General features: G+C 44.6%; 11 protein-coding genes. 9 read left to right on the top strand and 2 right to left on the bottom strand.

The genetic code is table 11. The features are described 5' to 3' along the window. The first annotated feature begins 24 nt into the window (after positions 1–24). The 5 genes from hisS (at position 25) to OAG1_RS13865 (ending at position 4,931) form a co-directional block, all read left to right on the top strand. Entirely contained in the window at positions 25–1,302 is a 1,278-nt protein-coding gene (gene hisS, locus OAG1_RS13885) for a histidine--tRNA ligase (RefSeq protein ID WP_221077465.1), read from the top strand. A 13-nt stretch (positions 1,303–1,315) separates the two neighbouring features. Then, positions 1,316–1,951, top strand: a complete 636-nt coding sequence (locus OAG1_RS13880) for a tetratricopeptide repeat protein (protein ID WP_016401222.1) — start codon at positions 1,316–1,318, stop codon at positions 1,949–1,951. Beyond that, positions 1,944–3,134, top strand: a complete 1,191-nt coding sequence (bamB, locus tag OAG1_RS13875) for an outer membrane protein assembly factor BamB (protein ID WP_016401221.1) — start codon at positions 1,944–1,946, stop codon at positions 3,132–3,134. The genes OAG1_RS13880 and bamB overlap by 8 nt, the downstream gene beginning before the upstream one ends. A gap of 84 nt (positions 3,135–3,218) precedes the next feature. Beyond that, positions 3,219–4,688: a ribosome biogenesis GTPase Der gene (der, locus tag OAG1_RS13870; RefSeq protein ID WP_338621702.1), complete on the top strand. Its 1,470-nt coding sequence runs from the start codon at positions 3,219–3,221 to the stop codon at positions 4,686–4,688. 9 nt (positions 4,689–4,697) lie between these two features. Further along, positions 4,698–4,931 (top strand): zinc ribbon domain-containing protein, encoded by a 234-nt coding sequence (locus OAG1_RS13865; protein WP_016401219.1) that lies wholly within the window; start codon positions 4,698–4,700, stop codon positions 4,929–4,931. Positions 4,932–4,979: 48 nt separating this feature from the next. Here OAG1_RS13865 and OAG1_RS13860 read toward each other — a convergent pair whose 3' ends face one another. Together OAG1_RS13860 and xseA are read right to left on the bottom strand one after the other, a co-directional pair. Beyond that, positions 4,980–6,809 carry an alpha/beta fold hydrolase gene (locus tag OAG1_RS13860; RefSeq protein WP_338621701.1) on the bottom strand — a complete coding sequence of 610 codons (1,830 nt, stop codon included), beginning with the start codon at positions 6,807–6,809 and terminating at the stop codon, positions 4,980–4,982. A gap of 482 nt (positions 6,810–7,291) precedes the next feature. After that, complete coding sequence (xseA, locus tag OAG1_RS13855) at positions 7,292–8,626, bottom strand: exodeoxyribonuclease VII large subunit (RefSeq protein ID WP_338621700.1); 1,335 nt, start codon at positions 8,624–8,626, stop codon at positions 7,292–7,294. A 131-nt stretch (positions 8,627–8,757) separates the two neighbouring features. On the opposite strand from xseA, the gene guaB reads away from it, so the two are divergent. From guaB to OAG1_RS13835, 4 genes are all read left to right on the top strand, one after another. Beyond that, positions 8,758–10,218 (top strand): IMP dehydrogenase, encoded by a 1,461-nt coding sequence (guaB, locus tag OAG1_RS13850; protein WP_016401215.1) that lies wholly within the window; start codon positions 8,758–8,760, stop codon positions 10,216–10,218. 75 nt (positions 10,219–10,293) lie between these two features. Then, entirely contained in the window at positions 10,294–11,874 is a 1,581-nt protein-coding gene (gene guaA / locus OAG1_RS13845) for a glutamine-hydrolyzing GMP synthase (RefSeq protein WP_152779295.1), read from the top strand. A gap of 331 nt (positions 11,875–12,205) precedes the next feature. Beyond that, complete coding sequence (locus OAG1_RS13840) at positions 12,206–13,381, top strand: MFS transporter (protein ID WP_338621699.1); 1,176 nt, start codon at positions 12,206–12,208, stop codon at positions 13,379–13,381. A gap of 426 nt (positions 13,382–13,807) precedes the next feature. After that, positions 13,808–14,734, top strand: coding sequence for a transcriptional regulator GcvA (locus OAG1_RS13835; protein ID WP_016401212.1), 927 nt, complete (start codon positions 13,808–13,810; stop codon positions 14,732–14,734). Positions 14,735–14,736: the final 2 nt, after the last annotated feature.

The raw sequence follows: 14,736 nt of genomic DNA, 5'->3' as shown, positions 1-14,736 counted from the left end.
TGACCTGTTTTATTCGAGATTAATGTGGCTAAACAAATACAAGCAATACGTGGCATGAATGATTGCCTACCAAGTGATACACCCGCTTGGCAGAAGGTAGAATCAGTAATTCGAGAGGTGGTGGCAGCCTACGGTTACAACGAAATAAGAATGCCGATTGTAGAAAGCACTGATTTGTTTAAGCGCTCTATCGGTGAAGTAACCGATATCGTAGAAAAAGAAATGTATACCTTTGAAGATCGTAATGGTGATAGCTTAACCTTGCGACCTGAAGGCACAGCCTGTTGTGTACGTGCAGGCAACCAAGCAGGTTTGTTGTACAACCAAGAGCAGCGTTTGTGGTACATGGGACCAATGTTCCGCCATGAACGCCCACAAAAAGGTCGTTATCGCCAGTTTCATCAAGTAGGCGTTGAGTCTTTTGGTATTGCCAGCGCCGATATCGATGCTGAAGTAATTATTTTGTCTGCGCGCTTTTGGAAAGCCTTTGGCTTAGAGAACCACGTTACTTTGCAGCTTAACAGCTTAGGTTCGAATGAAGCTCGCGCTAACTACCGTGATGCTTTAATTGCTTACTTAGAGCAACATAAAGAAGCCTTAGACGAAGACGCAAAACGTCGCATGTACAATAACCCTTTGCGTGTTCTCGACAGTAAAAATCCTGAGGTGCAAGCGGTGTTAGTCGACGCACCTAGCCTTAGTGAATACCTAGACCAAGAAAGTAAAGATCATTTCGAACAACTATGTGCGCTGCTAGATAACGCAGGCATCGCTTATGAACTAAACCCGCGTTTGGTTCGAGGTCTTGATTACTATAACCGCACTGTGTTTGAGTGGGTAACATCAAGCTTAGGTTCTCAAGGTACTGTATGTGCTGGCGGCCGTTACGATGGTTTGGTAGAGCAATTGGGCGGCAAAGCAACGCCTGCTGTTGGTTTTGCCATGGGCATGGAACGTTTAGTTCTATTGCTGGAAACACTCGAGTTACTGGGTGATTTACCATCAAGTGCCGATGTTTATGTGATCAATGCTGGAGAAGGAACACTTGGCGCAGCATTTTCGTTAGCCGAACAATTGCGAGATGCGTTACCCTCTGTTCGGGTTATGAGCCACTGTGGTGGTGGAAACTTTAAGAAACAATTTAAGCGAGCTGATAAGTCAGGCGCTAAAGTGGCATTGATCATCGGTGAAGATGAGTTAGCCAACCAGCAGGTTACTGTAAAGTACCTACGCGAAGATATTCAACAGCAGTGCATCGCTCAATCAGAGTTAGTTGCTTTGCTTAATACCGTATTAGTTTAGTTAAGGAGACGCTGTGGACATTTATTCCACTGAGGAACAGCAAGTTCAAGCCATCAAAGACTGGTGGAAGAAAAACGGAACATCAGTTATTGGCGGTTCGGTACTAGGTTTAGCTGCTGTATTTGGCTGGCGCTATTTTGGCGAATACCAAATTGAGCAAAAAGAAGCGGCTTCAGATGCTTTTCAACAAGTGGTTAGTCAACTAGCCACAAATAATGAAGAGTTAACTCCTTTAGCAAATTTTGTAGCAGCTAACCAAGGTGACAAAAACTATTCAGTGTTTGCATCATTGTTGTTAGCAAAAGAACTAGTGGTTAAAGAAGATTATGCTCAGGCGCAAACTCAGCTTAACCTAGCGCTTGAAGGTGCACCCGAAGAGCTTAAAGGCATGATCTATACTCGACTCGCTCGTGTACAAGCTCAATTAGCCGAGTTTGATAATGCCTTAGCCAGCCTAGATAAAGTTACTGAGCCTGCTTTAGTGGCAACCGTTGAACTGATTAAAGGTGATATCTACTTACAACAGGGTGAGCAAGCATTAGCTCGTCAAGCATATCAAGCGGCTGTTGCTGCTGGTGCAGCAGAGCAAGATCCTAGTGTAAACCTAAAACTTAATGATTTAACTGAAGTTGAGGCTGCTAATGGTTAAAGCTTGGCGTGCTGCTAGCTTAGCTTGTTTGCTCGTTGGCTTGTCGGCGTGTTCTTTGTTTAACTCTGAAGAAGATGTTGTGCAAATGGCCCCGGTGCCTGAGTTTGAAAACCAGTTTACAGTAGGCAAACAGTGGGAAACCCGCGTAGGTAAAGGAGTTGATGATTACTTCTCGGCGCTGTCGCCAGTTGTCGCTTACGATTCAGTGTTTGCCGCTGCCCGCTATGGTCAAGTGCGTGCCTTTGATTTAGAAGGTAAACGCTTATGGGACCAAGATTTATCTCGAGTTGAAAGTAACAATCGCTTCTCGGGTAATACCCCTAATGCGCGTGTTTCTGGTGGCTTAACTGCTGCGTATCGCCGCATATATTTAGGCACCGAAAACGCCGACGTATTTGCGTTAAATGCAGAAACCGGTGAAATAGTTTGGCAGGCAGAAGTGGCTGGTGAAGTGCTAGCGGCTCCTGCTGTAGAAGACAGTTTGGTGGTAGTTATCACCAGTAACGGCCATTTAGTTGCACTAGATGCTCACTCTGGTGAGCAAAAGTGGGATATTAAAATTGACCAGCCAGCACTGTCGTTGCGCAGCAAAGCGCCACCTATTATTTCTAACGGCGCGATAATTTTAGGTCGTAGTGACGGTAAGATTGGCCTGTATCTTTTAGAAAGTGGTCAATTGCTGTTTGAAACAAAGTTAGCCCAGCCTAAAGGGTCTACTGAGATTGACCGAATTGTAGATGTGGATAGTAAGCCAGCCTTGATTGGCTCCCAGCTCTATGCGGTTGCTTACAACGGAAACCTTATTTCGGTTAATTTACGCAGTGGTGAAGAAGACTGGAAACGTAGTTACTCTGCCTACCAGAATATTGCTTCTTCGGGTTTAAACCTATTTGTTACTGACGTTAGCGACAATGTATACAGCATTGAGCGCAACAACGGCATAGAGAAATGGACCCAAGGTGCTTTGTCTTACCGTATCGTTACTGCCCCCGCAGTAGACGGAAATAAGGTATTAGTGGGTGACAGTGAGGGCTACTTATATTGGCTTGATCGTGAAACCGGCGAGTTTGCTAGCAAAATGTTAGTAGATAAAAGCGGCTTATATGTTGCGCCTGTGGTAACCTCCGACAAAATTATCCTTCAAACACGAAGTGGTAAGTTAATTGCGCTAGATCGCAGTTAAGTTGTTATAATTGTGTACAAAAGGCTCATGGTGAATTAACCATGAGCCTTTGTCATGTCATGTATTCTAGAAAATGAGGCCCTTATGCTTCCTGTTGTCGCCTTAGTGGGACGCCCAAATGTTGGCAAATCTACTTTATTTAACCGCCTTACACGCAGCAGGGATGCCTTAGTCGCTGATTTCCCAGGACTGACTCGTGACCGTAAATATGGTCAAGCTAAAGTCGCGGAGCAAGAATTTATTGTTATTGATACCGGCGGTATTGATGGCGATGAAGAGGGTATCGACGCAATGATGGCGCAGCAGTCTTTGCAAGCTATTGAAGAAGCTGATGCTGTTCTGTTTTTGGTAGATGCGCGTGCTGGAATGACCATTGCTGATGAGGCGATTGCTCATCATTTGCGTAAACAAGAAAAGAAAGTTTTCTTGGTGGCCAATAAAACTGACGGCATTGATGCCGATACAGCTTGTGGCGAGTTTTATGCCTTGGCGATAGGTGAAGTTCATCAAATTGCTGCTGCCCATGGCCGCGGCGTAAACATGTTATTAGAAGAAGCTCTGCGTCCCTTTGTTACTGAGCAGGCTGAGAATCAAGCGGATGAGCCAGAGTTAGAGCAAGCTGATACGCAAGAAATGACCGAGTCAGAGCTTGATGAGTTAGCGCAGAAGTTTGCAGACCTTCCAATTAAACTGGCCATTGTTGGCCGCCCCAACGTGGGTAAATCTACGCTGACTAACCGGATTCTGGGTGAAGACCGAGTGGTAGTGTACGACATGCCAGGTACTACCAGAGACAGTATTTACATTCCGATGCAGCGAGAAGATCAAGATTACATCTTGATTGATACAGCAGGGGTACGTAAGCGCGGTAAGGTGACAGAAACAGTAGAAAAATTCTCGGTTATTAAAACCCTTAAAGCGATTGAAGACGCTAATGTGGTGATGCTGGTAATCGACGCAAAAGATGGCATTTCAGATCAAGATTTAAGTCTGCTTGGTTTTGTGTTGAATGCCGGTCGCGCCTTAGTGCTTGCCGTTAATAAATGGGATGGTTTAGACAACGAACATAAAGAGCGGATTAAAACTGAACTGGATAGACGTTTGGGCTTTATCGACTTTGCGCGCGTTCACTTTATTTCAGCGCTACATGGTACTGGCGTTGGCCACCTTTATGAATCGGTTCAGGAGGCTTACGCAAGCGCCACTAAGCGCGTTTCTACCTCTATGTTGACCAAGATTATGCAGATGGCTCAAGACGACCACCAGCCGCCGTTAGTGCGCGGTCGTAGGGTTAAATTACGTTATGCCCACGCTGGCGGCTATAATCCACCTCGCATCGTTGTACATGGTAATCAGGTTAATTCTTTACCAGACTCTTATAAGCGCTATTTAATGAATTATTACCGCAAAGCGCTAGAGATTATGGGGACGCCAATTCGCGTAGAGTTTAAAGAAGGTGAGAATCCATTCTCAGATAAGAAGTCAAAACTTACCATGGCTCAAGAACGCCGTCGGAAAAAAATGCAAAATGTAAGTAAGTACAAAAAATCGTAGAGGGATACTATGACTATTGAAGTTGCTTGCCCAGAGTGTGATGGACAGTTACAACACGAACATGACCATTGGTTGTGTGGCGCTTGCCACCATAAGTTCTCGCAGCGTGTGCATTGCGATAAATGCGATGCCGAGCTTGAAAAGCTAAAGGCCTGCGGTGCAGTAGATTATTTTTGTAATAGCTGCAACGAGTTAAAATCTAAGCGAGCTGTTATTCGGCGTTTCGAGCGCTTAGACAGTTAATTAAAAAGGCGGCCATTGGCCGCCTTTTTTGAGAGTAGAGCTAGCAACTTAGTTACTTGCAACACTTTTTAGTATTTCAGGCCACTGTCGATAAATCATGTAATGACCTTGTTCAGGAACGACAGTGAGCTTAGCGTTGGCTGCGCGCTCGATAAAGCGCTCGGCAAGCACTAATGGAATATGCCTGTCTTGCTCGCCATGAAATAGCTGCGTAGCAACTTTAACATCTTCAATGTTAAAGCCCCAAGGTGACATTACTTGACGAACCTCATCAGAAAAAGCATTACCGCCTTGGATCTTTGATTCTTTTAAATAGCGGCCAAACTTTTCCCTAAATTGTGGGCTCTCAAATAACTCAACATCGGCACCTTCTAGATCGCGGGCTAATACCTTAAATAATTTGTTAGGGTCTTTGTGCAAGCCCTTATCAAGAATATTAGTAAACAGGCGATGCATACTCGGGAAGTCACGAGCCAGCTTCATGTGCATGCGATATAGCTTGGCAGTGGCCTCGTAATCACTGTCGTAAGTGAGGGCATCACCTGAGCTCACAATTGTCATGTTGCTGATCCGCTCAGGAATGGTGGCTGCGCAGCAGGCTGCGTAAACGCCTCCTGTGGCATAGCCAAGTAACTGGACCTGCTCTAGCTCTAAATGGTCGAGTAGCGCCGCTAAGTCTTTTGACCAATTTACAAAGCCGTAGTTTTCGCAGTAGTCAGAACCACCAAACCCGGGCCGGTCGATGCTGATTAAGCGCAATCCTAGGTGTTTTGCTAAATCAACATCATCAAAAAAGTTTTCTAAGCGACTACCTAAAATACTGTGGCAATAAACCACCGGTTTGCCCTTTGGACTACCGTATTCTTGGTAACACAGCTTACGTTGGTCGGGCAAAGTAAAGTAGCGTGCGTTAAGGTCGTGGGCTTCGGTAAAGTCAAAGTGGCGGCTACTTTGCGATAGCATTCCCCAAGGTCCAGTTAGCACCAAACTAGCTAATTCGCTTTGGCTACTAACGTTGGTTTTCTTGAATACTGATTTAAGCTGGGTACGCACGGTGTTGTAACTAACAAAAATTTTGTCAGCAATGTCAGGTGGAGACATACCTTGCGCAATATAATTAACGATGCGCGCTTCTTTTGGGGTTAAGTTGTAACCGTCGGCAAAGGCGGCTAAATCAAGCTCTACATCGGGGCGAGAAGGGGAGATAAACACCACCACACTGGCATTTCGCTCTAAACTGGGGTTTTGCAGATGGTTTACCGGGCTAAGAATTACCATGGTTTGTACATCTGTTTCTTGACCAATTTGGATCGGTAAACCCCGGCTGCTGGATTCGTTAGGTCCCAGTGAAGACAGCTCTTCTACATATTGATTAAGTAAGTCAGTTGATTCACTTTGCTGAGTTACCAAGTTCTTATTACGTTGGTATAGTCCTTGGCCGAGCTGCAGTGTTTCTTCTGCTAGTTCGTTGGTGAGCAAAATTTCACTTTTAGCATTCACCAAAATTACCCCAACCGGAATGTGGTCGAGCAAAGAGTTAAGCGAATGGTTTTTTTCTTCAAGCTGGTAAATACGCTTTGCGATATTTAATGCTTGGTTAAAGTGTTCAAGTAAAATCTGGTTCCGTTCGGAGTATTGGTTCTTAGCCATCGATAGTTGCGGAGATACCGCATCGAGCATTTGGCTTAATTGTGCCGAAGAGGAGTCTGAGTGGCCATGATCTTCTGTGCTTTGAAGTTCTGGCATCATGTATAGGTGCTCAAGCAAATCGGGCCAATATTCAGGTTCTGCCGCCGCACGGTAAATCATACCGATTAACTGTTCCCTGTTATCGACACTGGTTAGCTCTCGCTCCTTGGTGCTATCCAATGAATTCATAGTATTGCTGCTAATTTACTTTTTATATTGATATCTAGTTAGTTACCCGAATGTTCGCTTTACCTCTTTGTGGGTTTAGTCGACATTCTAGCTAAACTGCGAACCAACTAGGTATTCGGTTTAGTCCAGTCAATCTTATGTCAGAATTAACTAAAATCCCATCAATTTTGATGACTAACTCACTAGATGTGACCTTGGCGTTTAAAACGCTAGGGGCTGTTAGTCTTTCGTGGTTGAGTTTTGTTCGCGAAAAAAATCGTTTTAGGCGCGGCAAGGCGTGTGTAGCCTAGCATTCTAAGTGAATACGCCTTAACAAAGCATAAAACGATTTTAGCCGAACCCTTCGGGCAGCGTTTGTGGCTTATTTCTACTGCGTTATCAGCTTCTCATGTAGGCTCACTACACATTAAAGCTTCTGCCTTGCATAAATAAGCCACAAACTGCTGCAAAAAACAGCTCGAAAGATAAACAGCCCCTAGAGCTTATTCAATAATTGTTGCGTTATGGTTTCCATCGGCAAACTTGATATTGACTTGGTCACCAACGCTCAAATCTGCAGCTGATTTAACGATTTTCTGTTGCTGAGTCACTAAGCTAAAACCTCGTTCCAATACACGCAGTGGGCTCAAACTGTCCATTTGTCGACAAACATTTACTAAGGCATTTTGCTGGTGTTGAAGGTTCTTATCACTGGCTAGGTTTAGCCGCTGCTTAAGCTGAACTAACAGTTGCTGATGACGGCTTAGCTTTTGTTCTAAAAGTGAGTGTTTTAAACGTGAGTGCGCTTCTAGATGGCGCTGCTTGCAGCGGTTTAAGCTTTGTTGATGAGCAAAGCTTAAACGGTGGCTAAGCTCGTCAAAGCGTTGCTGTTGCTGTTCTAATAAATGGATAGGGGATTGGGTTTCTACTTGGTGATGAAGCTGCTTGAGGCGGATCTGTTGCCGACTAAGCATATGTAAGTAGCTTTGCTCTAACTGTTGGCTTAGTTTGTTTAAGCTTAACGCAAGGTGGCTAGCTTGCTGGCTAACAATTTCTGCGGCAGCTGAGGGGGTTGCGGCGCGAATGTCGGCAACTAAATCACAAATGCTGTCGTCCACTTCGTGGCCTACCGCAGATATAATTGGAATGTTTGAATTAAATACACAGCGAGCGAGGGCTTCGTCATTAAAGGCGGATAAATCTTCTTTTGAGCCTCCACCGCGGCCAACAATAAGTAGATCTACTTCTTCTCGTTGGTTCGCAAGCTCAATCATCTTGCTAAGTTGGCTTGCAGCGGCATCTCCCTGAACGGCTGCAGCATAAACAATCACTTTAATAGCGGGTGCGCGGCGTTGAAGCACTGATAAAATATCTTGTAAAGCAGCCCCAGAGGCGGAGCTTACCACACCAATGGTGCTAGGGTATTCGGGCAGGGATTGCTTGTCAGCTTGGCCAAATAAGCCTTCGCTGGCCAACTTCATTTTTAGTTGCTCAAATGCTTGCTGCTGGGCGCCGTCTCCAGCTGGGTGAATGGCTTCTGCAATAAGCTGATAATCACCGCGTGGTTCATACATGGTGATTTTGGCTTTCACTAATACTTGCATGCCGTTTTCTGGTGTGAAGACCGCCTTGCGATTAGCGCCCTTAAACATGGCACAGCGGACTTGGGCGCCATCGTCCTTTAAACTGAAGTACCAGTGCCCTGAAAATGGCGTAGCAAAATTAGATATTTCACCTGCTAACCAAACTGTGCCTAGAGAGTTCTCTAGCAATCGCCTAACTTGCTGGTTTAATTGACTTACGCTGAGGATATTTTGGGCGATTTGATTGCTTTGCATTAGCCAACTCGAAGCTAAATTGAAAATAATGTAAGAAAATAACATTTTTCAATTTACCTTGGCCAGCTTTATACCTATAATCCGACCGCAATATTTTATCCCTTTATTAACTGATTTAGGCGAATGTTGCTATGTTGAGAATTTCCAAAGAAGCCTTAACCTTCGATGATGTACTACTACTTCCTGCTCACTCAGAAGTACTTCCTAATACTGCCAATTTGGCGACACGTCTAACCAAAGATATCCCGCTTAGTATTCCAATGGTGTCTGCTGCCATGGATACGGTAACCGAAGCTAATTTTGCTATTGCACTAGCGCAAGAGGGCGGTGTTGGTTTTATTCACAAAAACATGAGCATTGAGCAGCAAGCAGCTGAAGTGCGTAAAGTGAAGAAGTTTGAAGCCGGTATTGTTCTAGAGCCAATTACTGTAACGCCTGAGTTAACCTTGGGCCAAATTGCAGAATTGCGTCAAATCCACGGTTTTGCTGGCTTCCCTGTTGTGACTGAAGCGAATGACCTAGTGGGTATCGTAACTGGCCGTGATTTACGTTTTGAAACCGATTTTTCTAAAACTGTTTCTCAAGTAATGACACCTAAAGAGCGTTTAGTTACAACTACCGATACATCGCGTGACGTTGTTGAAAAACTGATGCACGAACACCGCATTGAAAAAATGCTAGTGGTAGATGAGGCTTTCAAACTGACCGGTTTGATTACCGTAAAAGATTTCAAAAAAGCGGAACGTAAACCTAATGCTTGTAAAGATAGCTTTGGTCGTTTGCGTGTTGGCGCTGCTGTAGGTGCTGGTGCCGGTAACGAAGAGCGTATTGATGCCTTAGTTGAAGCTGGCGTAGATGTATTGTTGATTGACTCGTCTCACGGTCATTCTCAAGGCGTTCTTGATCGCATTAAAGCCACCCACGAAAAATACCCAGACCTACCAATTGTTGGTGGCAATGTGGCAACTGGCGCAGGCGCTTTAGCCCTAGCTGACGCAGGTGTAAGTGCGGTAAAAGTAGGTATTGGCCCTGGTTCAATTTGTACTACGCGTATTGTAACGGGTGTGGGTGTACCGCAAATTACCGCAGTAGCTGATGCTGTTGAAGCGTTGAAAGGCCGTGATATTCCGGTTATTGCAGACGGCGGTATTCGCTTCTCTGGCGATATTGCAAAAGCCTTAGTTGCTGGCGCTTCTTGTGTAATGGTTGGTAGCATGTTTGCTGGTACCGAAGAAGCGCCAGGTGAAATTGAACTTTATCAAGGACGTTCGTTTAAGTCTTACCGCGGTATGGGCTCGCTTGGCGCAATGTCTCAAGGTTCGTCAGATCGTTACTTCCAAACAGACAATGCTGCCGACAAATTAGTTCCTGAAGGTATTGAAGGCCGCGTAGCTTACAAAGGCCCAGTAAAAGCGATTATTCACCAGCAAATGGGCGGTTTACGTTCGTGCATGGGCTTAACCGGTTGCGCTACAATTAACGAGTTAAATACCAAAGCAGAATTTGTGCGGGTAACAAGTGCAGGTATGGGTGAAAGTCACGTACATGACGTAACCATTACCAAAGAAGCCCCTAACTACCGTATGGGCTAAGCCTAATAAGTTTGTTTTTCTTCTCTAAGCGCCGAAAGGCGCTTAGTTCTATCAGCCTATTTTAAGTAAGTGATTATGAGCAGAGATATCCACGAACATCGTATTCTAATTTTAGATTTTGGATCGCAATATACCCAACTTATCGCGCGTCGAATCCGCGAAATCGGTGTGTATTGTGAATTGTGGGGCTGGGATGTAGAAGAAGCCGATATCCGCGAGTTTGCGCCTAACGGTATTATTTTGGCCGGTGGCCCAGAAAGTGTTACGGAGAATGATTCTCCGAGGGCTCCTGAGTACGTATTTAATGCTGGCGTTCCTGTTCTAGGTATTTGTTACGGCATGCAAACTATGTCTGAGCAACTAGGTGGAGCGGTTATTCAAGGCGAGGGCGAGCGTGAGTTTGGTTACGCTCAAGTTGAAGTGGTTGCGCAATCTCCATTATTTAAAGCAATCGAAGATGCAGTAGCACCAAATGGCAATGCCTTGCTAGATGTTTGGATGAGCCATGGCGATAAAGTGTCGGCCATTCCTGAAGGTTTCACCACCGTTGCGCAAACTCCAAGTTGTGAGTTTGCTGCCATGATGAATCAAGATAAGCATTTCTACGGTGTGCAGTTCCACCCTGAGGTGACTCATACTCGTCAAGGCTTGCGCATGCTAGAGCACTTTGTAAAAGACATTTGTGCTTGTGAAGCTTTATGGACTTCTGAATCAATCATCGAGAACGCCATTGCTCAAATTAAAGAGCAAGTGGGCGATGACGAAGTTATTCTTGGTCTAAGTGGCGGCGTTGACTCCTCGGTTGTGGCAATGTTGGTTCAACGCGCAATCGGTGACAAACTTACCTGTGTATTTGTAGATAACGGTTTGCTGCGTTTGAATGAAGGCCAGCAAGTGATGGATATGTTTGGCAACCACTTTGGTTTAAACATCGTTCACGTAAATGCTGAAAACCGCTTTCTAGATGCAATGGCTGGCGAAAGTGACCCGGAGAAGAAGCGTAAGATTATTGGCCATGTGTTCATTGACGTGTTCGATGAAGAGGCTAAAAAGCTGAAAAATGCTAAATGGCTTGCGCAGGGCACGATTTACCCTGACGTTATCGAATCAGCGGCATCTAAGACCGGCAAAGCGCATGTGATTAAATCTCACCATAACGTAGGTGGCTTGCCTGATGATATGGAAATGGGCTTAGTAGAGCCGCTTAAAGAACTGTTTAAAGATGAGGTGCGTAAAATTGGCTTAGAACTAGGCCTACCTTACGATATGTTATACCGCCATCCCTTCCCTGGGCCTGGTTTAGGTGTACGCGTATTGGGCGAAGTGAAGAAAGAATACTGTGATTTACTACGCCGTGCAGACGCTATCTTCATTGAAGAATTACACAAAGCAGATCTTTACCATAAAGTAAGCCAAGCTTTCACCGTATTCTTGCCAGTTCGCTCGGTAGGTGTAATGGGCGATGCGCGTAAGTATGACTGGGTTGTATCATTGCGCGCAGTTGAAACTATCGACTTTATGACTGCACATTGGGCGCACTTACCTTACGACTTCTTAGGTAATGTGAGCAACCGTATAATCAACGAGATTGATGGTATTTCTCGTGTTGTTTACGACATCTCTGGTAAACCGCCTGCAACCATTGAGTGGGAATAAATTTCCCTTCGTTGAATAAAGCGCCGTAATGGCGCTTTTTTTTGCCTCACATTCAGCAAAAGGCTTTCTCTGGGGGGCTCCTTGCTATTTAAAGCTGAACAACTAATTCACGTTCTCTATTTTTAAGATCTGCTCTATGATGATGTTTTAATACCAATCACACTAAGTAAGTGAGCAGAAGTAACGCAGGGAAAAGGCTCGAGAATAAGGCAGGATTTTTCGATAAGTAGTTATTCTACAATCAAAAATTCTAACGCAGTTATCGAGTATTTTTAATCAGTTAGAATGATTAGTTATTTAGTACGATTGGTATAACAGGGAGAGTTATGGCGTGAATGTTTTTGTATGGATGCTGGCTATTTGCCAAGCCTTATTAACCACCGGAAATATTTTGCTCGTGGCAGTCACCGGCTTAATTGGCCAGCAGCTCGCTCCTTCCGCTGCTTGGGTTACCTTTCCTGTTGCTATGCAATTTTTAGGGCTAATGTTAGCCACCATTCCTGCGTCTCTTATTATGGGGGTAACTGGGCGCAAGAAAGGGTTTGTACTTGGTAACTTGGTTGGCATTAGTGGTGCACTATTAGCTACTTATGCGCTATACCACCAGCAATTTATGCTGTTTAGTTGCGCAACCTTTTTATTAGGAATAGGCATTGGTTTTGGCATGTTGTATCGCTTTGCGGCGGTAGAGCTTTGCTCCGAAGGGCAACAACCCCGAGCCATTTCAGCCATTATGGCTGGCGGGGTGATCGCCGCGGTGATTGGGCCAAGCCTAGCGGTGTATAGTCAGGCATGGTGGCCTAATCAGCCTTTTATTGGCGCATTTGTTGGTTTACTTGCTCTGTATATTATCGCCTTAATATTGCTGCTGATGATTCGCTTCAATGATACTGAAGTAAGCAGCCAGCCGACAATCGATGCTCGACCCCTAAGGGAAATAGTTAGTTCGGCCAATTACATCGTTGCAGTGGTGGCTGGCGTTGTTAGTTACTTTGTAATGAATCTCTTAATGACCGCAACGCCTTTAGCGATGCATCAACATGGCTATCACTTTGCTCAATCTGCTTCGGTCATTGAATGGCATGTATTAGGCATGTTTGCCCCTTCGTTTATTACCGGCAGGCTAATATTGAAAATGGGGCTTTTCCCAACCATGCTGCTTGGTTTAGCGCTAATGTTTGCTTGTGTTGTTGTTAATTTAATGGGCACTAGCTTTATTCATTTTGCAGTTGCATTAACCTTGCTTGGAGTAGGGTGGAACTTTATGTTTATTGGTGCGACCCAAATGCTAACTCAATCTTATCGTTTAAATGAGAAGGCTAAAGCTCAAGCTGTTAATGAGTTTGTGGTGTTCTCTTTAGTGGCTATTTCTGCGCTGTCTGCTGGCTGGTTAGAGCAAAGTTTGGGGTGGCGAGTGGTAAATGTTAGCGCCTTACCCATATTGATGCTTGGTTTGATTTGCTTGTTGTTTTATCAGCGTCAACATAAAAGGCAACTATCTGTATGAGGCTAATTAAAGCCTGGATTTTTGTGCGTAACATCAAAGATTAATTTTTTTAATGCTAAAACCATGAGGTTTTTATTGATTAATACCACTGATGTGTTTGCTGATAGGTCTATCTCTATGAATTTCAGGTAAAAAAAAGCCACTGCATAAGCAGTGGCTCAAAATTCTTTTTGACAGACAGGGTCAAAATAAGAAACAGGGAAGTCAGCAAAAGGGCTGACAAATGCAAACACAACATAGCAATCAAAGTAATTACAAATCCGGTAACTACTCAAAGAGGCCTGACATAACACCTTGATTTTAGGTGCTGCGTCAGACCCCTTCGCCTGATTGCGGGTGCATAGTAATCTGCAACTGGTCCTACAACAACAGATAAATTATAATGACCATAGATTAGAAAAACTTATCCGTTAATAGGATGTAAAAATGGCGCGTCGTTTGCCTCCACTTAATGCCTTAAAAGCCTTTGAAGCGGCAGCAAGGCATCTTAGTTTTACCCGAGCAGCAGAAGAGCTTTTTGTGACTCAAGCCGCTGTTAGTCACCAAATTAAAGCCTTAGAAGAGTTCTTAGGTTTAAAGCTTTTTAGAAGGAAAAACAGAGCCTTACTGCTAACCGAAGAAGGCCAAGGTTATTTTCTCGATATTAAAGATATTTTTATTTCGTTAACCGAGGCTACCGACCGTTTGCTCGCTCGTGGCGCCAAAGGAACGATAACGGTTAGTTTACAACCCAGTTTTGCCATCCAATGGCTAGTACCACGTTTATCTCAATTTAGTGAGATGCATCCCGATATTGATGTTCGTATTAAAGCGGTTGATTTATACGAAGGTTCATTAACGGAAGATGTTGACGTTGCAATTTATTACGGCAGAGGTAATTGGTCTGGCCTGCGAGCCGACAAGTTGCACACAGAGTATTTGGTTCCGGTATGCGCCCCCAGTTTGTTAGTGGGTGATAAAGCTTTAACTAAGCCCGAGGATTTGCAATATCACACCCTATTGCATGATACCGCTCGCCACGATTGGAAAGCGTGGTTTAAATTGGTGGGGCTGCGACAAATGAATGTGAATCATGGGCCTATATTTTCGCATTCAACCATGGTGCTACAAGCGGCGGTGTATGGGCAGGGTGTGGCACTAGGTCATAGCGTATTGGCTAAACCCGAAATTGAAGCCGGCCGTTTAGTGTGCCCCTTTGAGCAAGTTTTACTGAGTAAAAATGCTTATTACATGGTGTGTAAACCCAGCCAAGCTGAACAAGGTAAGTTGGTTGCCTTCCGTGAGTGGATGATTTCTTTGGTTGAGCAAGAGCAGCAAGAGTTTGTGAATGAAGGTTTGGTAGACGCGGAGTGAAT

The organism is Agarivorans sp. OAG1, from assembly GCF_037076485.1.
GTDB lineage: Bacteria > Pseudomonadota > Gammaproteobacteria > Enterobacterales > Celerinatantimonadaceae > Agarivorans > Agarivorans albus.
This window is presented reverse-complemented; position numbering and strand designations above follow the sequence as displayed.